Annotated in this window: 20 protein-coding genes and 1 tRNA gene; 8 read left to right on the plus strand and 13 right to left on the minus strand. The window is 48.5% G+C overall.

The annotated features are described in order from the left end of the window. Nucleotides 1–15 precede the first annotated feature (15 nt). Complete coding sequence (locus tag NXS99_RS00110; protein ID WP_259286643.1) at nt 16–1,440, plus strand: DUF4185 domain-containing protein; 1,425 nt, start codon at nt 16–18, stop codon at nt 1,438–1,440. Between the two features lie 48 nt (nt 1,441–1,488). Here NXS99_RS00110 and coaE read toward each other — a convergent pair whose 3' ends face one another. Next, on the minus strand, nt 1,489–2,100 hold the full coding sequence (gene coaE / locus NXS99_RS00115; protein ID WP_259286644.1) for a dephospho-CoA kinase: 612 nt from the start codon (nt 2,098–2,100) through the stop codon (nt 1,489–1,491). A gap of 97 nt (nt 2,101–2,197) precedes the next feature. Continuing rightward, a complete protein-coding gene (locus NXS99_RS00120; protein ID WP_259286645.1) occupies nt 2,198–4,201 on the minus strand; it encodes a glucose PTS transporter subunit IIA in 2,004 nt (667 codons plus the stop codon). 1,163 nt (nt 4,202–5,364) lie between these two features. On the opposite strand from NXS99_RS00120, the gene NXS99_RS00125 reads away from it, so the two are divergent. After that, nucleotides 5,365–6,981, plus strand: a complete 1,617-nt coding sequence (locus NXS99_RS00125; RefSeq protein ID WP_259286646.1) for an aspartate:alanine exchanger family transporter — start codon at nt 5,365–5,367, stop codon at nt 6,979–6,981. 111 nt (nt 6,982–7,092) lie between these two features. Here NXS99_RS00125 and NXS99_RS00130 read toward each other — a convergent pair whose 3' ends face one another. Then, complete coding sequence (locus NXS99_RS00130) at nt 7,093–7,665, minus strand: hypothetical protein (RefSeq protein WP_259286647.1); 573 nt, start codon at nt 7,663–7,665, stop codon at nt 7,093–7,095. A gap of 310 nt (nt 7,666–7,975) precedes the next feature. Beyond that, a complete protein-coding gene (rpsA, locus tag NXS99_RS00135; protein ID WP_259286648.1) occupies nt 7,976–9,442 on the minus strand; it encodes a 30S ribosomal protein S1 in 1,467 nt (488 codons plus the stop codon). 235 nt (nt 9,443–9,677) lie between these two features. Between rpsA and NXS99_RS00140 the strand changes: the two genes are divergently transcribed. Further along, a complete protein-coding gene (locus NXS99_RS00140; RefSeq protein ID WP_259286871.1) occupies nt 9,678–10,469 on the plus strand; it encodes a class I SAM-dependent methyltransferase in 792 nt (263 codons plus the stop codon). Nucleotides 10,470–10,574: 105 nt separating this feature from the next. On the opposite strand, the gene polA is transcribed toward NXS99_RS00140, so the two are convergent. Beyond that, complete coding sequence (polA, locus tag NXS99_RS00145) at nt 10,575–13,226, minus strand: DNA polymerase I (protein WP_259286872.1); 2,652 nt, start codon at nt 13,224–13,226, stop codon at nt 10,575–10,577. A gap of 154 nt (nt 13,227–13,380) precedes the next feature. Here polA and NXS99_RS00150 point away from each other — a divergent pair. The 5 genes from NXS99_RS00150 (at nt 13,381) to NXS99_RS00170 (ending at nt 17,611) form a co-directional block, all read left to right on the plus strand. After that, nucleotides 13,381–13,454 (plus strand) — tRNA-Leu (locus NXS99_RS00150). Between the two features lie 177 nt (nt 13,455–13,631). Continuing rightward, on the plus strand, nt 13,632–14,537 hold the full coding sequence (locus NXS99_RS00155) for a DUF368 domain-containing protein (RefSeq protein ID WP_259286649.1): 906 nt from the start codon (nt 13,632–13,634) through the stop codon (nt 14,535–14,537). A 288-nt stretch (nt 14,538–14,825) separates the two neighbouring features. After that, complete coding sequence (locus tag NXS99_RS00160) at nt 14,826–15,779, plus strand: ABC transporter substrate-binding protein (protein ID WP_259286650.1); 954 nt, start codon at nt 14,826–14,828, stop codon at nt 15,777–15,779. Between the two features lie 107 nt (nt 15,780–15,886). Then, nucleotides 15,887–16,822 (plus strand): amino acid ABC transporter permease, encoded by a 936-nt coding sequence (locus NXS99_RS00165; RefSeq protein ID WP_259286651.1) that lies wholly within the window; start codon nt 15,887–15,889, stop codon nt 16,820–16,822. 15 nt (nt 16,823–16,837) lie between these two features. Next, the gene (locus NXS99_RS00170) at nt 16,838–17,611 is read left to right on the plus strand and encodes an amino acid ABC transporter ATP-binding protein (RefSeq protein WP_310593294.1); all 774 of its coding nucleotides are present in this window, start codon (nt 16,838–16,840) and stop codon (nt 17,609–17,611) included. Nucleotides 17,612–17,677: 66 nt separating this feature from the next. Here NXS99_RS00170 and NXS99_RS00175 read toward each other — a convergent pair whose 3' ends face one another. The 8 genes from NXS99_RS00175 to NXS99_RS00210 all read right to left on the minus strand — a co-directional run bounded on the left by NXS99_RS00175 (nt 17,678) and on the right by NXS99_RS00210 (nt 25,178). Further along, nucleotides 17,678–17,806 (minus strand): hypothetical protein, encoded by a 129-nt coding sequence (locus NXS99_RS00175; protein WP_259286652.1) that lies wholly within the window; start codon nt 17,804–17,806, stop codon nt 17,678–17,680. 171 nt (nt 17,807–17,977) lie between these two features. Then, nucleotides 17,978–18,469, minus strand: a complete 492-nt coding sequence (coaD, locus tag NXS99_RS00180) for a pantetheine-phosphate adenylyltransferase (RefSeq protein ID WP_396124789.1) — start codon at nt 18,467–18,469, stop codon at nt 17,978–17,980. Continuing rightward, nucleotides 18,469–19,062 (minus strand): 16S rRNA (guanine(966)-N(2))-methyltransferase RsmD, encoded by a 594-nt coding sequence (rsmD, locus tag NXS99_RS00185; RefSeq protein ID WP_259286874.1) that lies wholly within the window; start codon nt 19,060–19,062, stop codon nt 18,469–18,471. The genes coaD and rsmD overlap by 1 nt, the downstream gene beginning before the upstream one ends. A gap of 10 nt (nt 19,063–19,072) precedes the next feature. After that, nucleotides 19,073–19,285 (minus strand): biotin/lipoyl-containing protein, encoded by a 213-nt coding sequence (locus NXS99_RS00190; protein WP_259286654.1) that lies wholly within the window; start codon nt 19,283–19,285, stop codon nt 19,073–19,075. Nucleotides 19,286–19,337: 52 nt separating this feature from the next. Beyond that, nucleotides 19,338–21,464 carry an ATP-dependent DNA helicase RecG gene (locus NXS99_RS00195; protein ID WP_259286875.1) on the minus strand — a complete coding sequence of 709 codons (2,127 nt, stop codon included), beginning with the start codon at nt 21,462–21,464 and terminating at the stop codon, nt 19,338–19,340. 8 nt (nt 21,465–21,472) lie between these two features. Beyond that, a complete protein-coding gene (locus NXS99_RS00200) occupies nt 21,473–23,371 on the minus strand; it encodes a DAK2 domain-containing protein (protein ID WP_259286655.1) in 1,899 nt (632 codons plus the stop codon). 13 nt (nt 23,372–23,384) lie between these two features. Next, complete coding sequence (locus NXS99_RS00205; protein ID WP_259286656.1) at nt 23,385–24,068, minus strand: uracil-DNA glycosylase; 684 nt, start codon at nt 24,066–24,068, stop codon at nt 23,385–23,387. Between the two features lie 141 nt (nt 24,069–24,209). Continuing rightward, a complete protein-coding gene (locus tag NXS99_RS00210; protein ID WP_259286657.1) occupies nt 24,210–25,178 on the minus strand; it encodes a thiamine-phosphate kinase in 969 nt (322 codons plus the stop codon). Nucleotides 25,179–25,461 lie beyond the last annotated feature (283 nt).

The following is a 25,461-nucleotide window of genomic DNA, read 5'->3' on the forward strand; positions in this document are numbered from 1 at the left end:
ATTAGAGTGTAAAAGATGTATGCTTATAAACGACTTCCGACAGCCCTTGTCGTCGCAACGCTTGCGTGTAGTACCGTAATTACGCTTGCCCCAGAGGCTGCTGCTAAACCATGCTCGTATACGAAGGTGCCGCAGGAAGGTGAGATTGTCAACGAAATGCTCAGTGCCGTCAGTTCATTGAGCAGCGGATCCTCTGGTTCTTCTACCAGCTCTGGTTCCACGAGTACAGCTTCACAGCGACGTTATCCTGGGCAAATTCCAATACTTGAAGGCCATACCAAGGCACTCCATTTGATCACAGGGCCTGGTTCGCCGCAACGTTTAGATCGTCGTTTTGGGGTTTCCGGCAGTGATCTTGGCATTTCATGGCTTGACGACGCCGGCACAACCTATTTGGCCTTTGGCGATACCATGGATTGTCGCAGCGAAGCTGACGGGTGGCGTAGTAATGTCATCATGCGAACAACTGACCATAACTATCAAGATTTCTTACAAATTGAAGAGGCCTTGACCACTGACGGATGGCAGAAATCGGGCTATGCTCAACAGTTTGCGCCTTCTTTAAAGATTCCAGGCACTGAACACACCACTATTCCGACAGCTGGCATTTATGTTAATGGCTCTCACTATGTTGATGTGATGAGCGTACGTTCATGGTTGGAACCTGGAAATTGGACCACCAATTTTGCTGCAACGTTGCAAAGTGCTGATGGCGTGCAGTGGAAGATTGTTCCAGAGTCTGTGCGTATGAACCGCACGTCAGCGCATACCCCAACTGATACCCCTCTGGCGGAATATCAACCAGGAAATGAAAATCTCCAGATCAGCAGTTTCGTCAAAGATGACACATATGTGTATCGGTTTAGTACCGGCCAGGGGCGCCAGCATGGAGCAGTCTTGGCACGAGCTGAGCATGCACAGTTCCCTGCTGAATCGGCTTGGCAGTATTGGGATGGTCAAAAGTGGACCGATCAACCAACAGATGCTGCGATTGTTTTACGCTCCCCTGTCCCAGAAACTTCGGTGATGTATCATCCAGGCATTCAAAAATGGTTGGCGTTACATGGTGGAGATATTCGCGTCGCAGATTCGATTACTGGCCCTTGGTCGTCGCGAATCTCGCTCATTTCGACGGATATCATTGCAGATTTATATGGCGGTTTTATGCTTCCTCACCAAAGCGGGACGTCATTATATTGGGTCGCAACTACGTGGGATGCCTATAACGTCATGCTGATGAAAACCGAGCTCACAGACGTTGATGGAGTGCTGCAACCACGCACGATCACCTCACGCGCCTCAGATCCGCGTGCAACAACCGGTGTGAAGTTGGTCGGTTATCTGGATTATGCTCCAGATGCAACCGATCACATAACTGAGCACCTTGAAGGTAGTATCCCACAGGGTGTGAGGGTCACCGCCGTTCCACAACCGCGATAAAGCTTGACGACGCCATTAGGGTACCTACGCATTACAGATGCTGCAGGCCTATGGCGTCGTTTCAATGAACGTGTGAAGGTGGCGTGCCACTTTGGCAACGTTGGCGTGCAGTGCTTCTTTCGTGGTGTTGTTATCGATGAGATAATCTGCAACAGCACGACGTTGCTCATCAGAAACTTGAGCGCCAATGCGAGCAGCCGCGTCGGCTGCATCCATACCGCGATACGTGACAAGACGTCGGATGCGCTCTGCGGCTGCCACATCTACCACAATCACTGCATCCATATCTCGGTGATACCCTTTTTCAATCAGCAGTGGCATGTCCCAGATCACCAGCTGTGCACCTGCGCCTGCTGCCTGTGCAAAGAGTTCAGCAGTACGCTGTTCGATGGCAGGATGCGTGATTGCGTTCAGTGTTTCAATAGCCGCAGGCGAAGCAAATGCTCGCTGTGCCAGCAAACCGCGATTTAGCTCACCAGAATGCTGCAGAATATCCGCCCCAAAGGCTTTTGCAAGACGTTCGAGGACGTAAGAACCCGGATGTACCACTTCTCGCGCTACGGCATCGGCATCGATCACCACAAACCCATACTCACGCAGCATCTGAGCGACTGTAGATTTCCCAGAGCCCATTCCGCCAGTCAGTCCGATCTTTTTCATAATCTTTAGCATAGAAAAATACCGCTGTAAGCATAGTTGCCATGCTTACAGCGGTAGAAAACTTTTTGTTGGTTGAGTTCAACCTACCTGCGAGAATTTACGCAGTGGTACGAACAACAGCAGTATGGAAATCTGCCTTACCAGTTGCAATTGCTTCCACGTTTGCAAACTTGTGAGTATTCGTCACAAGCACTGGGGTGATCATGTTGTAGCCCTTGGATTCAATGAACTGCTGATCGAACGTGATCAGTGGTTCGCCGGCCAAGACACGCTGCTTGCGCTCAACATGAACTTCGAAGCCTTCGCCGTTGAGCTGTACAGTATCGATACCCACGTGAATCAGCAGTTCGATGCCGCTATCCAACTTCAGGCCAACTGCGTGACCAGACTTTTGAACTGCGATAACAGTTCCATCAGCTGGCGCAACAACGGTGTTACCGGTTGGTTGAATTGCAACGCCCTTACCGAGCTTTGCTGCTGCGAAGATTGGATCTGGCACAGCGGAGAGTTCCACAAGTTCACCTTCGAGTGGAGCTGAGAACTCGGTGACCGCACCAGCAACTAATGCTGGCTTTACTTCAGTTTTGGTTGCAGTTGCAACGCCACCACCGGTAGTTGCTGCTGCAGCAGCTGCCACTGGAGCAACAACTGGAGCTTGTTCAACTGGGGTCTGACGTGTAGCAGCCAATTCAGCAAGTACTTCTTCCTTCTCGGATGCGGTGCGGTAATCGAAGAAGATAACCAAGAACATCGAGGTGAAGAATGCCACTGCCAAACCGATTGCATAACCGCCCATTGGATCCATCGCTGGGATGGTCAGCAAGGAGGTGAACACGAACGCGTGTGCCTTAACATCGAAGAAGCCCATAACGATACCGCCGGCCACACAGCCTGGCAGCAGACGCATGTAGGACTTACGGAAACGCAAGAGCACGCCGTAGAGGGACGGCTCGGAAATACCACCGAGCAGACCTGCCATCATGCCACCGATCGAAACCTGACGCATTGCAGTATTTCCCTCGCGAGCGGAAACAATCATCACACCGGTCACAACACCGAAACATGCGAAGTTCCATGCACCCATTGGGCCCTGGATGAAGTCATAGCCCAGAGTTGCCAAGTTCGAAACCATAATTGCGTTCAGTGGCCAGTGCAGACCAAGTGGAACCAAGAATGGGTACAGAACAGGAATGATGATTGCAAGAATGAATGGGCTGAAGCTGTTCACTGCAGTCAAGACAGCAGTAATACCATTACCGATACCGATACCGAATGGGCCGAACACGAATGCAGTCAATGGAATCAGAATCATCAAGGAGAAGAATGGGACGAACACCATCTGTACAGAACCAGGGATGATCTTCTTCAGGCCCTTTTCGACCCAGAACAGACCGATAGCAGCGATCAGTGGTGGGAATACCTGTCCGCCATAACCATTGATGACCAATGGCAGGCCGAAAATATCAACGGTGTCGCCAACTTCACCCATGGCTGCGAATGCAGGAGTCAGGAAGGCAGCTGGAATAGCAGCACCAACCCACTCGTTTGCGCCGAGTTTACGAGCAGCAGTTGCGCCGATCATAATTGGAAGGAAGTGGAAAACAGAGGACCACATAGCATGCAGCAAACGGAAGCCTGCAGGCTGCTCTGCGAGATCTTGTCGGAAGTCCTGAATACCGAAGGTATCGAACAATACCAAGAGGGTAATAATCAGGGATGCACCCAGCAGGGCCCACAGAATTGGACGGAAAGTATCTGAAAGGAATTCGAATGCGAAGTCTACGGCAGAAGATTTCGCACGCACGCCACCATACTGTTTCTTACCGGAGTTGCCGCCTTCTGAGCTCATACCAGGAAGCTGAATAATCTCCTGGTAGAAATTGGCAACATCGCCACCCATAACAACCTGGATGCCGGTGGTTCCTTGTGGAACTACACCTAGCACATCAGGGTTTGCGTCGAGTGCAGCCTGGTCAGCCTTAGACTGGTCATGCAACTGAAAACGAAGACGCGTCGCACAGTGGGTTAGGGAAGCGACGTTTTCTGCACCGCCAACCTTCTCGAGGATCATCTCGGAGGTCGACTTAGTAGTCGGAGCCATCTCGAACCTTTCAATAGAAAAAATATAACAATTCCACACGAGCCGTGTGTCTGTTCCCAAATCTTTTTATGAAAATTCAGAACAATACCCACAATCCTACGGCATGAAGTACCACACAATCAATCAAAAATTAGGAATGTCTCACACATTCAGAAAACTTTTCAAGCAAACACATATAAATCCAACCGTTCGGAAGGGAAAACCAACATACAATTTTTAACAATAAATTGTTATAAATAGACAATGTCACAACAATACATGCTGGCTAGCGAAGTTTATAAGCGTCATAAACTGATCATCTTTTTGCATTGAATACGATTTTCCATTCGGTAAACGTGATAGATTTTTGTAGATTTCAATCATTTTTCACGCCTATGACATTTGTCACTCCGAGCGTCTGTTGTCACTCAGATCCCTATAACGCTAACAAGCATGCAGTGTTGAGTGCGTTTTCGTTCTATGTCTTCACAACGCTTCACAACCATACGATTCGTTACAAATCACTACAACCGTAGGAACGCCTGTCACAAAGCCCCACAACATCAGTTAATGACATACCTATTATTACTATCCAACAAATGCTCAACAGGACCTCGAAAATAAACTTCAGCGGCAAGCACTTTTCCTTATGTATCGCTTACACTCACACGCCACTGGCAAAAACCAGAAACAAGGGCCCGTCTACCGAAATTTCAGCATCGGCATCACATTCTAACCCCATCACCATTACCACATCGTCGAAATTCTGATTATTCGCACATCATTCAATTCAAATATCTTGCCAATAGCAGCAAGCGCGAACCACAGTTTCATCAATACCTCAAGCAACCATCAAGATTGTCGCGTCACTCTTCAAAAAGCACACGCTATTAATGTGATTTAGGCAATAGATCAATGATACATTGGTCACAATTTTGCACTGATTAGTACAAGAACACCATGTACCCCCCGCCCCGTTCTACTGTCTCCCATGCACGCATCAGACCATATTTTTCAAACTAATTGACGATTTCCCGATCATCAAATACCCCCTTAAAGGGGTATGTTGGTAAAATGTCCAACGCGTCACATGACGATATACACAGATCACACAAAAAATGGCCCCTTGTTGCGAACCAGATCACTAGTTGAATGTTGTTTTTTTAAGTGGTTGCATTAGTACTGTGCATTTACTAGTCGAAAATCAACTACTCGCACTGATCGTCATTATGGCGATAGGTCTTGCAGTCGGACGCATCAAAATTGGCGGATTCCGCCTCGGTGTTGCGGCCGTCTTGTTCGTTGGCCTCGGTTTTTCCGCAGTGGAACCTCAAATTGCGTTACCAAAAATCCTATTCATCATCGGCCTCTCGCTCTTCGTCTATACGATTGGCCTAGAAGCTGGACCAGGGTTCTTCGCATCCATGAAAACCACTGGTCTGAAGCATAATCTCTTTGGTTTGCTTATGATCACCGTCGCCACCATCATCGCGTACTATGCGGTGCGGTTGAGCGGCTTTGATGCAGCAACTGGTGCTGGCATGTTTACCGGTGCAGTCACAAACACGCCAGCAATGGCCGCTGTTGTCAATACTCTGCCATCGTTAATCGGACCGGATCAGCAAGAGCTATTGAAGTTCCCAGTTGTTGCATACTCCTTGGCATACCCAATTGGTGTTTTGGGTGTGATCATGTCTATCGCCATCTTGGCAAAGGTTTTCCGCATTGACCACAATGAAGAAGCGCGGAAGGCAGGTGTTGCTGTACGTCAACTTGAAACCCGTCGCATCCGTGTGACTCACGAAAACTTGCCATCGGTGACAATCATGCCTCACGCGTTCGATGTCGATATTATTGTCTCTCGTATCGAACATCACGGCCAGCTTTTTCTTCCAGAACCAGGCGATCGCGTTGATCCAGGCGATATTTTGTCGGTTGTAGGTACCGCTGAAGAGCTCGATAAAGCTGTTGAACATCTTGGTGAGTTCTTGCCAGGTGATCCAACCCACGACGAGCGTCTCGACTTCCGTCGTATCTTTGTATCTTCTACCGGCTTGGTTGGTATTCCACTGCGCAAGTTGCGTCCGCGCTTGCAAGGAATACTCGTGACTCGTGTGCGTCGCGGTGACCGTGACTTCGTCGCAAAGCCAGATACGGTGCTGCAATTAGGCGACCGCGTTCGTGTCGTCTCCACTCATGATCGCATTGACTCCGCTACCCGTCTGTTTGGCGACTCCTACAAGCGAATCTCAGATTTTAATTTGCTGCCGCTGCTGCTCGGTATGACCATTGGTGTGCTGCTCGGTTCTATCCCAATGCCACTACCAGGCGGCGGTGACCTGAAGCTGGGTTCTGCTGGTGGTCCACTGATCGTCGCTCTGATTTTAGGGTATATGGGTCGTACTGGCCCGATTGTGTGGCAGGTACCTTACGGTGCAAACTTGGCACTTCGTCAGTTTGGTATCACCTTGTTCTTAGCTGGTATCGGTACCACTGCAGGTGCTGGTTTCAGTGAGGCACTGCGTGACCCACAATCGCTGAAAATTATTGCAATGGGTGCGCTGGTAACAATCGCGTTCTCTGTCTTGACCTTGATTATTGGTTATAAGTTCTTGAAGATTCCATTTGGCCAAGTTGCGGGTATTATCTCAGGCCTGCAAACGCACCCTGCAGTGTTGTCCTATGTTTCGGATCAAACGAAGAATGAGCTACCGTCAATGGGTTATACCTCGGTATATCCAATGGCTATGATCGCTAAGATTTTGGCCGCACAGATTCTGTTGACCGTTCTCTTCTTGTAAACGATTTTCACTCGTATACCTAGGGCCTGTTCTCGATATTAGTTCGAGAACAGGCCCTTTCTTATGCCTCAATATTTGCAAGACTTTCCTACCTCAAGTTAGCAGCAAAGTTTATATGCGGCGTTCAAAGACCGCAGCACCCTTTTTGCCAACGAGAATCAAATGTCCTTCAGCATCTGTATAAAACCTTGGAAAATGAAAGAGCAACAAGTTCATTTCGTTATCAGATTGCTGCCGACCCGCTGGGCACACTGGCATCACAGCATTAAATCCAATTGCAACAAGACGGTTATATGATTCCGTTGTCACAATCCGATGTGGATGGCATCCGCCCGAATAGTCCAGATATTGCAAATAGCTACCGTACCCTGAGGAAGTCACAGACTCCAGAGCTTCGCGAATCGGATGCCCACCTTCTAAATACGCACCAAAGCTTAATTTTGCTTGACGACGTTGCGTATGCACCCATTCGCCCTGGCGAAAACTTTCCAGCTGGTCAGCAGGGATAGGATACACACCGGTAGGAAGCGGCTGGAAAAGCTCTCCATCAGGTACCTTAAACACTTCTTGTACTGACGAGACAATATCGGTTTCAGAAGCGCTCGAACTCGGTGCAGCTACAGCTGAATTCGTAGAACATACACACAATACGCACGTGACTGTCGTAGCAATAAGTTTCTTCATAATGTACGTAGTATATACCATTGAAGGTGTTATTCAGAGGTTTATATTCATATTTCAGAAAAATCTATCGGGTATTTATTGGAATATATTGGTTACAAGAAGAATCCTACGAACATCGCTGAAAATAATCATCCATCTATTCGACGTTGTTTACTACTGTTGTCACACTGTCAACGAATAGTCACATGAAGAAGACGCACTCAAGCCTCTATCGATGCTCTCTATACTGCAAAGGCAGAATACAGCAAACGTCCCATGCGATCATCTTCATGACCACATGGGACGTTTTACAATGCTAACAAACTAAAGCTTAGTTACCAGCGAGCTTCTCGCGCAGAGCAGCAAGCTGCTCGTCGGAAGCCAAGGAACCGCCCTCAACAGCTGCTTCCTCAGCTGCGGCCGGAGCTGCCTCAGCGGTTTCAGAAGAGTAGTTGTTTGCAGATTCACCAGCAGCTGCAGCTTCAGCGGCTGCTGCACGGTTACGCTCGATTTGAGCGGTGTGCAGGTTGAAGCGACGCTCGGACTCAGCGTAACGTGCTTCCCACTCCTGGCGCTGAGCATCGAAGCCCTCGAGCCATTCGTTGGTCTCGGAATCGAAACCTTCTGGGAAGATGTAGTTACCCTGCTCATCGTAGGAGTCAGCCATACCGTACTTGGATGGATCGAACTCTTCGGTGTAGTCCTCATCAGCTTGCTTGAGGGAAAGGGAGATACGACGACGCTCAAGGTCAATGTCGATGACCTTAACCATTGCCTCTTCGCCAACCTTCACAACCTGATCAGGAACCTCTACGTGGCGCTGAGCCAACTCAGAGATGTGTACCAGACCCTCGATGCCCTCTTCAACGCGAACGAATGCGCCGAATGGAACCAGCTTGGTGACCTTACCAGGAACGATCTGGCCAACAGCGTGGGTACGAGCGAATACACGCCATGGATCTTCCTGAGTTGCCTTCAAGGAAAGGGAAACGCGCTCGCGGTCGAGATCAACGTCGAGAACCTCAACGGTGACTTCGTCGCCAACGGTAACAACCTCAGATGGGTGATCGATGTGCTTCCAAGAAAGCTCAGAAACGTGTACGAGACCGTCTACACCACCGAGATCAACGAATGCACCGAAGTTGACGATGGAGGAAACGTGACCCTTGCGAACCTGGCCCTTTTGGAGCTGGTGCAGGAACTCAGAGCGAACCTCAGACTGGTTCTGCTCAAGCCATGCGCGGCGGGACAAAACAACGTTGTTGCGCTGCTTGTCGAGCTCGATGATCTTTGCTTCGATCTGCTGACCGATGTATGGGTCGAGCTCACGAACGCGACGCATCTCAACCAAGGATGCTGGCAGGAAGCCACGCAGACCGATGTCGAGGATGAGACCACCCTTGACAACTTCGATGACGGTACCAGTAACTGGCTCGTCCTTCTCCTTGAGTTCTTCGATTGCGCCCCAAGCACGCTCGTACTGAGCACGCTTCTTGGAAAGGATCAAACGACCTTCCTTGTCCTCTTTGGTGAGAACAAGAGCGTCAATTTGATCGCCAACCTCGACAACCTGGTCTGGGTCAACGTCATGCTTGATGGAAAGCTCGCGAACTGGAATAACACCTTCGGTCTTATATCCGATATCGAGCAAAACCTCATCGTGGTCAACCTTCACCACGGTACCTTCAACGATGTCGCCATCGTTGAAGTACTTGATGGTGGCATCGACAGCTGCGAGGAAATCCTCAGCGGTGCCAATATCGTTGATGGCAACCTGAGGTACATTATTGGAGGTCATATGTAAAAGTGCTCCGAAATACGTAGGAATCGTTGATGGACAGTAACTCGTATCTTTCAAATATGCTGTATAACGGCATATTTAATCTCATTTCACGCATTATCTGAATCTCCTACATAAAAAAGATAATGCATCAAACATAGACACGCTTTGCCCATAATACACGATTTGACCAGCAAGATCAAATATACTACCGCTTGTGTCTGAGAATCCTTCTACCCCACTGCCAGCAACAATAACTCCAACCACACCTGTCACAACTGCACAATCGTTTACAGCTACACCCGCCTCCCACGCAAACCGAAAATACTGGGATAGCGATGCAGCGGATTATCATGAGACACATCCTGAATATCTATCCAGTTTCTACTGGTGCCCAGAAATGCTGCACGAATCAGATGCACAACTCCTTGGCGATATTTCCAGCCAACGAGTCCTAGAAATTGGCTGCGGTTCAGCACCATGTGCAAATTGGTTACGCACTACTTATCCTGATGCCACTGTTATTGGATGCGATTTATCTCTTTCTATGCTGCGTCACAGCACGGGATCAACACCTTTAGTACAAGCAGATGCATTAGCTCTTCCATTTGCACCAGCGTCATTCGACACAATCTTTTCTGCTTTTGGTGCAATACCTTTTATTGAAGATCTCACAAGTCTTTTCCAGAATTGCGCAGAATTATTACAGCCAAACGGTCGTTTCATCTATGCCACAAACCATCCAATGCGCTGGGTGTTTCTCGACGATCCTGGTCAACTGGGTCTATTTGCAGCAAATTCCTATTTCGAATCCAGCTATACAGAATTCGATGAAACCACTGGCGAATTACAATACGCGGAATACCAGCACACCATGAGCGATCATATCAATGCATTACACGCAGCTGGTTTCCACCTCGAGCGTATGATCGAACCAATCTGGCCACCGGAATTAACCCAAACCTGGGGACAATGGTCACCATTGCGTGGCAAGATTTTCCCAGGCACTGCTATTTTCATCGCACAAAAACAGGCACACCGATAGCACCCACAACTACCGATAGCGCCCACAACTACTGCTAGCGCTTAAGCAAGAAGCACTCGCTGCATAGAAGTTGTGAGCGCGTATCGATACCCTACGTGTACCTGGCTAGTGTGCAGCTTCTTGCCAGTTCGAACCAATACCCGCAGAAACTTCTAATGGCACGGAAAGTTTGATTGCGGCATCCATTTCTTGTTCCACAATCTTGGCCACCATCTCAGCTTCACCTGGTGCAATTTCCACCACAAGTTCATCATGGACCTGCAGTAAAACTCGAGACTGTACCTGTGCTTGCGTTAAACGCTTATCGACGCGCAACATGGCCACTTTGATAATATCGGCCGCGGTTCCTTGAATTGGGGCATTTAACGCAGCTCGTTCTGCATTCTCTCGCATGATTCGGTTGGTGGAACCTAACTCTGGCAAGTAGCGTCGACGTCCAAAAAGGGTTTGGGTAAAACCATCTTGGCGCGCTTGTGCAACAACCGAATCAAGATAGTGCTTCACTCCACCAAAGCGTTTGAAGTAGTTTTCCATAATCACCTTGGCTTCCCCAGGCGAAATACTTAATTGCTGGGATAAACCAAACGCTGAAAGACCATAAACCAAACCATAGGACATTGCCTTGACCCGACGACGCAATTCTGGCGTCACTTCCGATACCGGCACATCAAACACGCGAGAACCCACATAATTATGTAAGTCTTCCCCATCGTTATAGGCCTGAATCAAACCTGCATCACCAGAAAGATGCGCCATCACACGCATTTCAATCTGGGAATAATCCGCCGTCAAAAGGGCTTCGTAGCCATCTCCAACGACAAAAGCAGCTCGAATCTTTTGTCCATGCATCGTGCGCACTGGAATATTTTGCAAGTTCGGATCAGCAGACGATAAGCGACCGGTCGAAGTCACCGTCTGATGGAACGTAGTATGAATACGCCCATCATCAGCAACGGCTTTGATCAGCCCTTCGAGCGTCGTTTTCATTTTTTGATACTCACGATGCGCCAACAAATGATCCAAGAACGGATGTGGATGCGTGATCGCAAGTGTTTCAATTTCTTTTGCCGCAGTCGAATATCCCGTCTTAGTCTTTTTGGTTTTCGGCAGACCCAGCGTTTCAAATAGCACCACTTGCAACTGTTTTGGCGATGTCAGCAATAACTCCGGATCTCCTGCGAGCTCACGTGCAGCAAATTCTTCTTGCTGCACCAATGCTTGAAATTCATTGCATTGTTGCTCAAGCTTTTCGACGTCAACTGCAATACCAATATGTTCCATCTTGGCCAATACAGTTGTTAGCGGCAGTTCTAAGTCTTGATAGAGCTCATAGGATTCAATCTGTTGCAACTGCTCAGTCAGTATCGCTACGAGTTCACGAATAGCACCTGCTTGTTCCACAAGTTCTTGGCCATTGACTTCATCTAGCAAGCTCAATTGACCAGTATCGGCGGTCTGGAGTTCTCGAGAACAATACCGCTGGACCACGTCGTTAAGCTCATAGCTACGTTGACCAGGATTGAGCACATACGCAGCAATGGCAGTGTCATGTGCAACTCCCCGCAACTGAATACCGCGACCAGCCAGCATATGGTAGACAGCTTTGGCTTGGTGGAAGAACTTCGGCGCAGTGGATGATAAATATTCCGCCACGACGGCTTCATCTGCTGGGGTGAAATTTTCAAAACTCGCGGTGACACCATGGTATTGATCATCGACGATGCCAATTGCAACAGCATCACCAAATCCTGGCGTTGCTGTGCCAGTGACCACAACTGCAAAACCTTGCGACCATTGTGCGCGACGCGCGTTGAGCCAGTCTCCAATATGTGTATCCGTTGCAACAACTAAGTCTGGAGTCTCAACCGAAACAGAAGACTGTGTTTGTTGTTCGAGCTGCATCGCAGTGAAAATTCGTTCACGCAATGTGCGACCAAATTCCAACTCTTTAAATTGAGTTAATAACTCAGTCAAGTTAGCAGGCTTGAACTCTAGTTGATCTGGGGTGACTGGCAATTCCACATCCAGAATCATTTGCGTGAGCGTCCGGTTCAACCGAACTTGATCAATACGCTCGCGCAAATTATTACCAACCACACCTTTAAGCTCATCCGCATGCTCGAGTAGTGCTTCTAAACTGCCGTATTGCTGAATCCATTTGGTCGCAGTTTTTTCACCAACTTTTGGCACCGATGGCAAATTATCAGAAGGATCCCCACGCAGTGCCGCAAAGTCTGGATACTGTTGCGGCGCAAGACCATATTTTTCCTCCACTGCCTGTGGAGTAAACCGATGCAAAACCGAAACGCCCTTCATTGGGTACAACACCGTTGTGGTGTCGTTGACCAACTGGAAAGAATCTCGATCGCCGGTCACAATGAGCGTTTCAAAGCCCAACGGACGCGCAGCAGTTGCCAAGGTTGCAATAATATCGTCTGCTTCAAACTCTGGCTTTTCCAAAGTAGTGATACCTAAAGTTGTGAGAACTTTTTGTATCAGTGGCACCTGGCCTTTGAACTCTTCAGGCGTTGCAGCACGCTGAGCCTTGTACTCCGGAAATATTTCAGAACGGAACGTATGACGTCCAACATCGAACGCGACTGCAATATGCGAAGGCTGTTCCTCTTTCAACAAGTTCGCGAGCATGGATAAGAATCCATAAACAGCGTTGGTATGCTGCCCACTGGCGGTTGCAAAATTATCCGCTGGTAATGCAAAAAACGCACGAAACGCCAAGGAATGGCCGTCGATAAGCATAAGTCTTTTCTTTGTTTCAGTCACGTTTTTAAGTGTAGCCGAGAATGCATATAGCTTGGAGATCGATCATAAGCCTTTCCAAAATCTTCCAATCTACGCAGGTCAAAGCCATAATTTCACTATCCGGCAAAACTGTACTAATATTTCTTCTTGCGCCCCAGTAGCCCAATTGGCAGAGGCAACGGATTCAAAACCCGTCCAGTGTGAGTTCGAGTCTCACCTGGGGCACAATTTCAAACCGCCGATCATGATCACCACAAGATTGGCGGTTTTTGCTATGCGCATACACCGTCTCGGCGCCCTGCAACCGAAATACCTTCTCGTTCCGACAGTGGGATCCACCACCGCCTCATAGATACGCGGTAGTGTGAGTAACGCATTTACCAACCAAACGAAAGCAAGATTATGGCAAACCCTCGTGTGTCTCATAAGAATCCTTTGACATATCTTCTGCATGCCTTCATCGGCGCAGGCATTGGCCTGGCAGAATTAGTACCAGGTGTTTCAGGCGGCACTGTTGCGCTGGCAACTGGCATTTATGAACGCGCGATTGCCAACGGCGATGCACTACTCAACGTCGTGCGCTGCTTGCTTCGCGATCGCAGCCAACTAGCAGCTGCTTTTCGACGCGTAGAGTGGCCATTCTTACTCAGTGTCGGCTTCGGAATGATTGCAACTGTATTTGCACTTTCGGAAGTCATGCATACCTTTGTGGCAGACTCACCACAAACCGCACGTGCGCTATTTTTAGGCATGATTGTCGTTTCACTGGCTGTGCCAATTCGGATGATTGGTCTGCAAAATTTCCAAAAACATCGTATAGCTGCGATTCTGAGTTTCTGTCTCTCCGCGATCTTTATTTTCATCATTACCGGCTACACTGCCGCCGAAAAAACTGAACCACCATTGATTATGATTTTTGCCGCCGCTGCAATTGCTGTGTGCGCACTTATTCTTCCAGGTGTTTCAGGTTCATTCATGCTCCTCGCAATGGGCCTGTACCAAAGTGTGCTCGGTGCAGTGAGCGATCGTAATATGCTGGTCATCGCAGTGTTTGTTGCAGGCGCCCTCACTGGATTAGCGCTGTTTATTCGTGTGCTGAAATACCTCATGAACAACCACCACACCATTACGATGGCAACTATGGCTGGATTTATGCTGGGTTCCTTACGTGCATTATGGCCTTGGCAAACAGAGCAAGCTGGATTACTCGCACCTCAGGGCGATCTACTGTGGCTTGGCGGCATGATAATTTTAGGCGGCGTCATTGCGACTGGTTTTATTTTCATAGAAAAATTCTCAAACCAGTAGTTTTTCGCAACTTCAAGCAAACTGCAGTACTGAAATATTTCGAATGTGCCTCACCATATGTGTGAGGCACATTTTTTGATTACATAACCTGCACAGTAGCGCATAAATTATGCATAGAAGTGCGGTAAACTTGTTCATAATATTAATGTAAAACTTTTAGTTTTCGTAGTACAACCGCCCATAAATGGCCAGCTAGATACATTCAGAACACCTAATACTACAACCCACACCGCTGATAAATATTTTCGCCCAGTTGTAAATATTCAACCATCGTGTTATAGTCACTTCATGACTTTATACAAAAAGATTTCACACCGTTACCGCGTCGCACTTCTTGCAACCGCTTCTGCTACTCTGCTGACTGGTTGCGTCACGAATACTGAAGGCGGCACCACCAATGCTTCTGGCGAAACTCTGCCAGGTGCAGAAAGCGGCTTGCCGGCTGGCTGGACTGAGATTAAGCCAGCTAAAGTAGATGAACTTGCGGCCCTCGTGCCAGCAGAAATTGCAGCAGATGGCAAGATTTCCATCGGCACGAATCCACCTTTTGCTCCTGTTGAGTTTAAAGACGCACAAGGCAATGTGATTGGTTTCGATATTGACTTAGCACGTGCAGTTGCTGCTGTACTTGGCTTGGAACTTGAAGTTCAAGATCTAGACTTCTCCTTAATCCTGCCACAGGTCGATGCCGGTACCGTTGATTTTGGTGCTTCTGGTTTCACCGATAATGAAGAACGTCGCAAGAGTTTCGACTTTGTGAACTATTTCAACGCTGGCATTCAGTGGGCAACCACCCCAGAGAAAAAGATCGACCCAGATAATGCATGTGGTGCCACAGTAGCCGTGCAGCGCACAACAGTTTCTGACACCGTCGATGTTGATAATCGTTCTGCAAAATGCGTTGCTGAAGGCAAAGAACCAATTAATAAATTGGCCTTCGATACCTCTGATACTGCAGCAAACGCTGTGATTTTAGGTCAAGCCGATGCGTTTTCTGGCGATTCACCAATTAGTGCTTGGGCAGTCGAGCGTTCACAAGGCAAGATGATCTTGACTGGAGACGTTTTCGACGCAGCCCATTATGGTTGGCCGGTACCAAAAGGCTCCGAGCTAGCCCCTGTGCTGGCAAAAGCACTCCAGCATCTGATCGACTCCGGCGATTATGACAAGATTCTGGCACAGTGGGGTTTAACGAACGGTAAAGTCGAAGCCGCACTGATTAATGGTGCATCGATCAACTAGACTGCACACGTACCTGCTTTACACACGTATGAGCTTTTCCTGAGACCTTTCTGGTATCTGCCAATCACATGGTCTTAAGAAAAGCTCTTTCATATGGAAGAACAACTATGCATAGCACCTCCACTCCAAACCTTATTGAGGCGAAGTCACTCAAACATCCTGGCCGCTGGATCGCCGCCACTTTACTGTTGATGATCGTCATCTGGTTTGTGTATTCTGCGAGCCAGAACCCAGCTTTTGGATGGGAAACGTATTTCCAATATCTTTTTGATACCCGTATCGCCATGGCGTCTCTCCACACTATTGCACTGACAGCACTTGCCATGCTCATTGGTGTGGTGTTGGGTTCAACCATGGCAATTTTACGTATGTCCCCTAATCCGGTCATGCGTGGTTTCGCATGGGGTTATTTATGGATTTTCCGTGGTACGCCAGTATATGTTCAGCTGGTATTCTGGGGACTTGCCGGCACGTTGTTTCAATCCATTAACGTTGGTTTTGCGCAAATTGATCTACAAGAAATGTTGAAAAATACCTTCGTACTCGCAGTTATCGGCTTAGGCTTAAACGAAGCCGCTTATATGGCCGAAATCGTGCGATCTGGTATTCAAGCTGTTCCTGAAGGGCAGACTGAAGCGTCGAAAGCCCTAGGCATGAGCTGGTGGATGACGATCCGTCGCACCATCTTGCCACAGGCGATGCGCATTATCATTCCACCAACTGGCAATGAGTTTATTTCCCTACTGAAAACAACTTCGTTGGTTGTTGCGATTCCATATTCACACGAACTGTATGGACGCTCAATCGATATTGCGAATGCGTTATTTAAGCCGATTCCATTATTACTGGTTGCAGCCACCTGGTATTTGGTTATTACCTCATTATTTATGATCGGCCAGTACTACTTAGAAAAGTACTTCGATAAAGGCGCTACGCGTGAATTAACGCAACGACAGCTCGTTGCGTTAGCTGATGCAGAAGGCACCTTGCCAAAGAATGTTCATATTGTTCCGGAACCTCCCAAGAAACGTCCAACTGACTAGAAAGAAGATCATCACATGTCACACTCTATTCCCCTGATGGTCGATGCTCAGGAAGTTTATAAGTCGTACTCTGGTCTACAGGTACTCAAAGGCATTAATCTGCAAGTTCCCAAAGGTTCTGTCACTTGTTTAATTGGGCCTTCTGGTTCGGGCAAGTCAACGTTTTTGCGGTGTGTGAATCATCTCGAAAAAATTTCTGCTGGCAGGCTCTATGTTGATGGTGATCTTATTGGCTACCGTGAAAAAAATGGTGTGCTCTACGAGATCTCCGAAAAGCAGGCAGCGCAACAGCGCTCTGATATTGGTATGGTCTTTCAAAACTTCAATCTTTTCCCGCATCGCACTGTGTTGGAAAATATTATTGAAGCACCGATCCATGTCAAAGGTGTCGCCCCTGAAGCTGCGCGTGAAAAGGCCCATGAACTTCTCACGCAGGTCGGCTTAGCGCATAAAGCAGATGCCTATCCAAGTCAGCTTTCCGGCGGCCAGCAGCAGCGTGTGGCAATTGCTCGCGCAGTTGCGATGGAACCAAAACTTATGCTTTTCGACGAGCCAACTTCAGCGCTCGATCCTGAATTAGTCGGAGAAGTTTTGCGCGTAATGCGTGATCTCGCACATGCTGGCATGACCATGCTGGTTGTGACTCACGAGATGGGCTTTGCGCGCGAAGTCTCTGATCAGGTGGTATTCATGGACGGCGGTGTCGCAATCGAATCTGGTACACCAGCGCAAGTATTGGATAATCCACAGCAGCCTCGTACCCAAGAATTCCTCTCGAGTATTTTATAGGTTTTACCAGTTACAAGGAGTGTGGCGCTGAGAGTTTGTCTCAGCGCCACACTCCTTTTTAACTCGTCAGTGAAGTTTATTGCCTTCATCGTCATAGGCATGAAAATGCTTGACTGCCAGCCACAGGCCAACTGCGATCGCTGCAGGAATTCCTAAAGCGCCAAAAAACACTAAGAAGTCACCGAGAACTGTCATGCTTTTCACCTTTCTTTCCCTTCTTAGCAATGCGTTGAGGTACACGCGACACTCACGATAAATACCATTGATACCCTACAACCTGCCCACTGAGGAATCGCGAAGGCATCAACGACTCCCCCACTTTATGCAATACGCAAGAGCATTGCCATACCAACGCCCTTGATGCAATCATTGCTGGTATTTTTCAACCAACGCATCAACAACATGGGCCGGCAGGGCATCATCTACCCGACCGCCAAGACGCACAACTTCTTTACAGAGCGTAGAAGAAATATGGGAATACGCTGGACTGGTCATTAAAAAGATCGTGTCCACACCACTTAATTTGCGATTCATTTGTGCCATCGGCAGTTCATATTCATAATCCAACGAAGAACGCAGCCCTTTGGCAATTACACCAATATCATGTTTGGTGGTGTAATCCACCAGCAAGCCGGACCACCAATCAACTGAAATATTATCAATACCGGCAACTGCTTTCCGAATCAATTCCACACGCTCAGCAATACTAAACAAACCAGAAGGTTTATTCGGATTACCGGTCACCAATACAACAACTTCATCGAATTGTTGCGCCACACGGGTAAACACATCCAGATGCCCCAATGTCACGGGGTCAAAAGAACCCGGGCAGACTGCTTTATGCAGTGCGCCGTTCATCATGCGACAGTTTCCTGTTCTACCTGATCATCTTTCCAAAACACAGCCATATCCATCCGCGCAATACCGAAGGTGCGCTTTTTCAATTTCTGTGGTGTTGGACTAAAACCAGCAGGCCATTGCGTTGGAGCGGAATCTTTATGCCGTTCGATGACCACTGCAGCGCCGTCGACAAGCGTTGGTACTAAGGCTGCGAGCATTTCTTGAATTGCTTCATCAGCTAAATCATATGGGGGATCTGCAATGACCATATCAAAATATTCGCGCGGGGCGGTTGCGAGATAGGTTGATGCTTTCATTTCTGCAACCTTGCAATTCGCATGTCCAACAACTGCTATGTTGTCGCGAATAATGGCACATGCTTTGGGGTTATTTTCAACAAGCACGACTTCAACTGCACCACGACTGGCAGCTTCTAGACCCAGTGCTCCAGAACCTGCAAAGAGGTCAAGCACAACAGCTTGTTGAAAACCGAATCGAACTTGCAATGAAGAAAAAAGCCCTTCACGTGCACGATCAGAAGTTGGCCGAGTACCTTCTGGTGGTACTTTGATTTTACGACCACGTGCATCGCCTGAAATAATACGCGTCATTCCCATCTTCTTATCCCTTTCGCACAACCAGTAGCAGTTCGCCACCAACGACATCACTGAATTCAGATTTTGCTACGCTGTCCACCACGCCAGGTCCGGGCGCAACAACTGCAACTTCCAATTTCACTGCTTCTACACTTGCAAGCTCTTGACCTGCAACAACAGTATCTCCCACTGCAACTTTGTAGTGGACGATGCCAGCAAATGGCGCGTAAATTTCCATGCGTCCTACTCTAGCATTAACCGTTTCCTACATTGAGAGCAGCTGGCAACCATTAGGTTTTGGTCAAAAATTCTTGCTGCGTCTCATCAAAATCGGCCACGAGATGCTGGGCAAGCAAATTATGCTCTGCAACCAACACCGCTGCATCATGATGCGCACGTTGAATGATCTCACTATGTTTGACGACATCTAAGAACTGGATATTGCGCGTTGCGCCTGATTGCTGTGCTCCGAGCACATCGCCTTCTTTGCGAATCGCTAAATCGAGCGCAGCAACTTCAAATCCATCCGTTGTTGCAGCTAATTGCGAAATTCGCGTAAAACTTGGCGATGCTTCCTCCGCATTGGTGACAAAAAAGCATAACGACGCAATACTGCCACGGCCAACACGTCCACGGAGCTGATGCAGCTGGGAGGCACCAAATTTTTCGGCTTCAAGCACAACCATCACCGAAGCATTCGCAACATCAATGCCAACCTCGATCACAGTTGTCGACACGAGCACATCAAGTTCACCTTGCGAATACGCTTGAATCACAGCTTCTTTATCATCCGCATGCATCTGCCCATGTAACATTCCAAGACGAAGGCCTTGCAGTTCATAGGCTTCTAAGCGGGCAAATACTGCTTCAACGCCACCGTCTTGTTGAATCCGAGGGCACACCACATATGCTTGCTGGCCATTTGCAACATGTTCGCGTACGACTTGCCAGACGCGTTGAAACCATGTCGGACGCATCGCAGGAACGCAATAGCTGGTAATCGGTTTGCGCCCACCTGGCAATTCTGTGAGTTGAGATTGTTCAAGATCACCGAAATATGTCATTGCAACGGTCCGTGGGATCGGTGTGGCTGTCATCACTAAGACGTGTGGAGTTGTACCATCGCGACCTTTTGTACGCAATGCATCACGTTGTTCCACGCCAAAACGATGCTGCTCATCGACAACGCATAGCGCAAGATCAAAGAAATCAACTGACGCTTGCAACAGTGCATGGGTACCGATGACGATATCGGCTTCGCCGGAAATAATATCCAATAATGCCTGCTTTTTCGCAGCAACTGACATACTGCCAGTCAGTACAACAACACGAATATCACGTAACCCTACAGCATGGAGCACTTCCGTTACCGACCGGCCATGTTGCTGTGCCAGTACTTCCGTAGGCGCGAGTAATGCAGCTTGCTTGTTATTATCAATTGCTTGCAACATCGCGATAACACTGACAATCGTTTTACCACTTCCAACTTCGCCTTGCAGCAGCCGTTGCATCGGGTATTCATGTGCCATATCAGCAGCAATATCTGCAACAACCTGTTGCTGGCCGCTTGTTAAGGTATAAGGCAAACGCTCGATCAAGGTTGCCACATACCCAGTTTGATGTGCTTGCAATGCATATGCTTGACGACGCTTGGCTTCACGGCGTCGTAAAGCCATAACCAGCTGTAATGCTAACGCTTCGTCATAGATAAACCGCGCACGATACGGACTTTCCTCGCTGCAGTCTTGCTGATGCATCCCACGCAGCGCGGCATCAAAACTGGGAAGATCGGCTGGGGCAAAGTCCCCCAATGGATCAGGAATAACAGGAGTACGTTTCAATGTTTCCGCTACTGCAGCAAGGATTCTCCAGGTAGGTACAGCTTTTGTGGCAGGATAGATCGGAAGCTTGTCTAAACTCGTGAGAAACTGCGTGAAGGCTTCTGGTTCCCCATACAAAGTAGCTGCAACTAATCCTGCATTCCCGCGCATACGCTGCGTATTCTCGGCTGTTGGCAACACAATATAATCCGGATGTTGCAACTGTGGTTCATTGCGAAAATACTTCAATTTTCCGGTGAACATTGCCCAAGTTCCCTTGGTCAGAATTTTCGTCAACCAGCGAGCACGAAAAAATGCTGCTTTGATATATTGCACACCGTCATAAATGGTGACCGTTACAATGAATGTTTGACCTGTATCGCGTTGTTCTACCTGCACGACCTCACCGATACAGGTGACAATCTCGCCTTCTTCTAAGCTATCGAGTGCTTCAGAGCAACGATGATTCACAAGCTTGCGCGGAAAATGTCCGAGTAGTTGGGCGACAGTTTTGTATCCAAAGTGTTGGGCAAGAGCACGCGATTCTTTTGCCGGCAAGATTGTAGATAATGCACGCGAATCATGCCATCCCAGCAACATGGTTCCTACTCCACTCCAATTTCTGCAAAGGATCCCAACTGTGTTGCAGGATAGATCGAAATATCCACCTGGACATGCGGTGGTAATCCAGCAGCAATCTGCTCAGATTGGATATCAGTGACATAATCGGGATCAAGTAACACGGTAATTTGCTCATCGCCAGGTTTAAATAAGGCGCGAACGCATTGAATACATGCAGTCAGAACAGAGTCAGTCACCGCGATAACTTCCTCATGCGTTATCACCAACACATCATCTTTTGCACATGGCCCTGCATGAGTTAATCGAGCTTTTTGTGCTGGAATAATCCGAGCATAGCGCATCGCGCTGACTGCTTCAGACATGGCATAGGCATCGACAGCTAACGACTGCTGCTCATCATGCACGGCAATTGCAGCTAGGCCGTTGACCAAACAACCAGTTGGTAATATGGTGACAGATTGATCAAACGCTTGCGTGGATCGTTCCACACTTGCTAATTCAGAGCGTGTGAGCATGCCATTGGGCAACAAAATAATCTCTGCAGCGTGAGTCTCGCGAGCCGCAGTGACAACATCTAAGACCACATCATGTGTTTGTGCGGGATCATACGCTACAACTGTCGCACCTGCTTGTTGATACAGTTTTGCAAGACTACCAGGCGGGGTCACTGCAATGATCGTCCGGCCTTGCGGTATTACATGTTCTTCAGCAGCAGGTAATATTTCAAGTCTCAAGTCCGTCACCGAACCATTAGCGTAGGCAGTTTCAATAACAGTCGCTGCTTGATGCGAATGGATATGAACTGTTGCCGCGCCTGGCATTACTTCTGCGACAATTAAGCTATCACCTAAATGTTGTAATTGTGTACGCAGCGCATCCAGATCTGCGTCGGCAATAAAAAACATCACCTCAAGGTAATCGCGACGATCGCTGGTGTGAGATTCATGTTCATGACATGGCTGGGTATGAGCACAAACCTGAGCATCAGCGGAACCACACTTTGCCAGCGTAGCTTCAGTGTCCACAGACAATGCTGTCGTTGCTGCAGCTTCATAATCCGTAGTCATTGCAGCTGATGTTGTAATTGGAGCGGAGTGCTCTGGTGCTGGCGCAGAAGTATCATCGTGCGTTGATGCATCATCATAGACTTTCGCCAACTGCGCAAGATTCATCGGATGCCCAAATGATTCGCGTGCAGGTACGCGCTGCTGCCCCACAATCGTGGCACCGACCAGTGAACCTAAATCGGTAATCCCAACATGATGCGCTGGCCGAAGTGCTTGCTGGTCCTGCAACTGTGCGAGCAAGGTCTCCAACAAAATCACCAATCCACGACCGCCAGCATCGACCACACCGGCTTCGCGTAACACTGGCAACTGCGAAGGAGTATGCGCTAATGCGGTGCGTGCTGCCTCAGTTGCACTGGTTAGCACATCGATCATACTTTCTCGTGGATCTTGTTCGGCTGCAATCGCTGCGGATCGGAGTACCGTGACGACTGTACCTTCAACTGGCTCAGTCAATGCCTTCATGACGTAGTCATAACCTGTGCGTAAACTACGTTGAATTAATGCACCATCTGCTTCAGCACCATCAAGATGCTGCGCAATACCGCGCAAAACTTGACTTAAGACTACACCTGAATTACCTCTTGCTCCCTTAGCGGATCCTAAGGCCAGTGCTGCGGCAACTGCTTTCGTAGACGCTTGTTCAGCGACCGGAAGTTGTTCGATTGCTTGAAGTGCAGCGTCCATCGTATGCGCAAGATTTGAGCCAGTATCAGCATCAGGAACTGGAAACACATTTAACGCATTGATTTCAACCCGGCGCGCATGAAGTTCTCGCACTGCACGGCGTACCCATTCGACGAGGGTGGTGCCTGTGATTGCAGAAGCGTTTGAGTGCGAGGTTAAAGAAGCCATGAGATTTTTTATTCTACAGTTGCCATGAGATTGGCGCGAACCCTGTTTGGGTGAGATAGGTGTTAGTTTTGCTAAATGGGCGAGAACCAAAGAATCCGCGTCGTGCCGAGAGCGGCGATGGGTGTGCGGAGGCAATGATCTGGGTGTGTGGGGATTGTTCAAGTTGAGGGCGCAGTTTTTGTGCATCTTTGCCCCATAGGATTGCAACAAGTGGTGTGGTTTTACGTTGCGTCAAAGTAGTAATTGCTTGTGCTGTGACGATTTCCCAGCCGATATTACGGTGGCTGCCAGCTTGTCCGGCTTCGACGGTGAGTACTTTGTTTAAGAGCATGACTCCTTGGTGTGTCCAAGCTGTGAGATCACCATGTGTTGGTGGTGTGATGCCGAGGTCGTCGTGAAGCTCTGTGTAGATATTTACTAAGCTGCGTGCCAGCGGGCGAACCTCTGGGTTGAGACTAAATGCTAAACCAGTGGCATGGCCTGGGGTTGGGTATGGATCTTGCCCAACAATTAAGACGGTGATGGTGTCTGGGTCGGTAGTAAATGCACGCCAGATATGTTCTGGTGCTGGCAAAATTGTGCAGCCTTGGGTGCGTTGAGCGGTGAGATATTCACCGATGGTGTTAATGGTGGTTGCTACTGGTAGCAACGCGGTTTTCCATTTAGGGTGGATGGGTAAGGTGTCAAAGTATGTCATGGGTGGTTATGGTATCGATGTTGGTGATCAAGTAAGAATTGTTGTTCGGTATTGAGCAGTAGTGATTCGGCAGGCGTTGTTCAAGCCATGTCTGAATACGTAGATGTTGAGAAAACACACAGTTCTCTCTATATTATTGTGTTAAAAGCTTGTCCATCCGTGGGTATAGGCTGGTGTTTTCCCACCGACTGTGACTGTTGAATCACAATGATTTTTACTTACCATTCCAATGACTCGAAAGCCTGTTGGGGTTGGTTGGTAGGTGCTTGCAAGCAGTGTGTGGTCTTCCCCACCGGCGAGGACGTATTGCCAAGGGTCGTCTCCAACATAGGCTGCGGCTTGCGTAATAAGAGGGCTTGGCTCGAGTGCATGCGGGAATAGTTCGATCGCAACTCGTGAGCGGCGAGCAAGTGTGAGTAAATCTGCGATTAATCCATCGGAGTTGTCGGTCATTGCTGTTACACCTGCTGCACGTGCAACAAATCCACGTCCTGGCGGCATAGTTGTTGCACAGTGTGCTTGGATGAGGGGGTCAAAGACCGCTGGAATGTCAGCACGCGGCATGCGTTGTAAGAGTGCAAGTCCGGCTGCTGATGCACCAATATCACCACTAGCAATGAGATGTTGTCCAGGGCGGACCTGATCGAGATACAAAGGTGGCAAGTTACCGCCAAGTTGTCCAATCGCGGTAAAGCTAATCACAAGCGTGTCGGAATCAGTGATATCGCCACCAACAAGTTCAGCTCCGTAGGCTTTGAGTCGTTGATGAATGCCCTTGCTTAAGTCACTAACAAAGCCAATGGGCATGGTATGTGGGATAGAAAGTGCGAGCAATCCTGCAGTTGGTCGCGCACCCATTGCTTCGATATCTGCAAAGTTTTGGGTGACGACTTTGTTGCCAATTTCAGCTGGTGTGGACCAGTCGAGTCGAAAATGACGGTTGTGTACCAATGCATCGGTTGTCACCACGCAGCGTGAGTTCGGCGCTGTATGATTTAACACTGCAGCATCATCGCCGTTAAGCTTGCTTGGCGCATGACGCATGATTTCTTGAATGACTGTGTGTTCACCGAGTTCGGCGAGCGTGCGGTTTGGGGGAAAGTCTTCCACGGTAGCATCCTTGAATCTATGTGACGGCAAGCAAGTATGTGTATTCTAGCGCGGATTTTCCATACTGAACATGCAGAACATATGGAACAGAATTACCGAGTCTCACGTTGTCGTTTTTCGTATGCTCCATCAAGCGTTTCGGGGAAGTTCCACAATTCAAGATTTATAACAGTGCTGGAGATACCACGGTCATTGTCGAAGCTAGTCGTATCAGTTGTCAGAGATGGTTCTTATAGTTACAGAACTACGTGCGAGTAGGTTTTCTCAAGCTGTATTAGACTAT

Source organism: Corynebacterium sp. HS2168-gen11 (assembly GCF_024834075.1).
Lineage (GTDB): Bacteria > Actinomycetota > Actinomycetes > Mycobacteriales > Mycobacteriaceae > Corynebacterium.

What these genes read in the sequence shown, in the direction of transcription:
- NXS99_RS00130 (WP_259286647.1), bottom strand. Translation starts at nt 7,665, where the DNA reads ATGAAGAAACTTATTGCTACGACAGTCACGTGCGTATTGTGTGTATGT.
- NXS99_RS00110 (WP_259286643.1), top strand. Translation starts at nt 16, where the DNA reads ATGTATGCTTATAAACGACTTCCGACAGCCCTTGTCGTCGCAACGCTT.
- NXS99_RS00155 (WP_259286649.1), top strand. Translation starts at nt 13,632, where the DNA reads ATGGCAAACCCTCGTGTGTCTCATAAGAATCCTTTGACATATCTTCTG.
- NXS99_RS00120 (WP_259286645.1), bottom strand. Translation starts at nt 4,201, where the DNA reads ATGGCTCCGACTACTAAGTCGACCTCCGAGATGATCCTCGAGAAGGTT.
- NXS99_RS00190 (WP_259286654.1), bottom strand. Translation starts at nt 19,285, where the DNA reads ATGGAAATTTACGCGCCATTTGCTGGCATCGTCCACTACAAAGTTGCA.
- rsmD (WP_259286874.1), bottom strand. Translation starts at nt 19,062, where the DNA reads ATGACGCGTATTATTTCAGGCGATGCACGTGGTCGTAAAATCAAAGTA.
- NXS99_RS00160 (WP_259286650.1), top strand. Translation starts at nt 14,826, where the DNA reads ATGACTTTATACAAAAAGATTTCACACCGTTACCGCGTCGCACTTCTT.
- NXS99_RS00165 (WP_259286651.1), top strand. Translation starts at nt 15,887, where the DNA reads ATGCATAGCACCTCCACTCCAAACCTTATTGAGGCGAAGTCACTCAAA.
- coaD (WP_396124789.1), bottom strand. Translation starts at nt 18,469, where the DNA reads ATGAACGGCGCACTGCATAAAGCAGTCTGCCCGGGTTCTTTTGACCCC.
- coaE (WP_259286644.1), bottom strand. Translation starts at nt 2,100, where the DNA reads ATGAAAAAGATCGGACTGACTGGCGGAATGGGCTCTGGGAAATCTACA.
- rpsA (WP_259286648.1), bottom strand. Translation starts at nt 9,442, where the DNA reads ATGACCTCCAATAATGTACCTCAGGTTGCCATCAACGATATTGGCACC.
- NXS99_RS00205 (WP_259286656.1), bottom strand. Translation starts at nt 24,068, where the DNA reads ATGACATACTTTGACACCTTACCCATCCACCCTAAATGGAAAACCGCG.
- NXS99_RS00170 (WP_310593294.1), top strand. Translation starts at nt 16,838, where the DNA reads ATGTCACACTCTATTCCCCTGATGGTCGATGCTCAGGAAGTTTATAAG.
- polA (WP_259286872.1), bottom strand. Translation starts at nt 13,226, where the DNA reads ATGCTTATCGACGGCCATTCCTTGGCGTTTCGTGCGTTTTTTGCATTA.
- NXS99_RS00175 (WP_259286652.1), bottom strand. Translation starts at nt 17,806, where the DNA reads ATGACAGTTCTCGGTGACTTCTTAGTGTTTTTTGGCGCTTTAGGAATT.
- NXS99_RS00200 (WP_259286655.1), bottom strand. Translation starts at nt 23,371, where the DNA reads ATGGCTTCTTTAACCTCGCACTCAAACGCTTCTGCAATCACAGGCACC.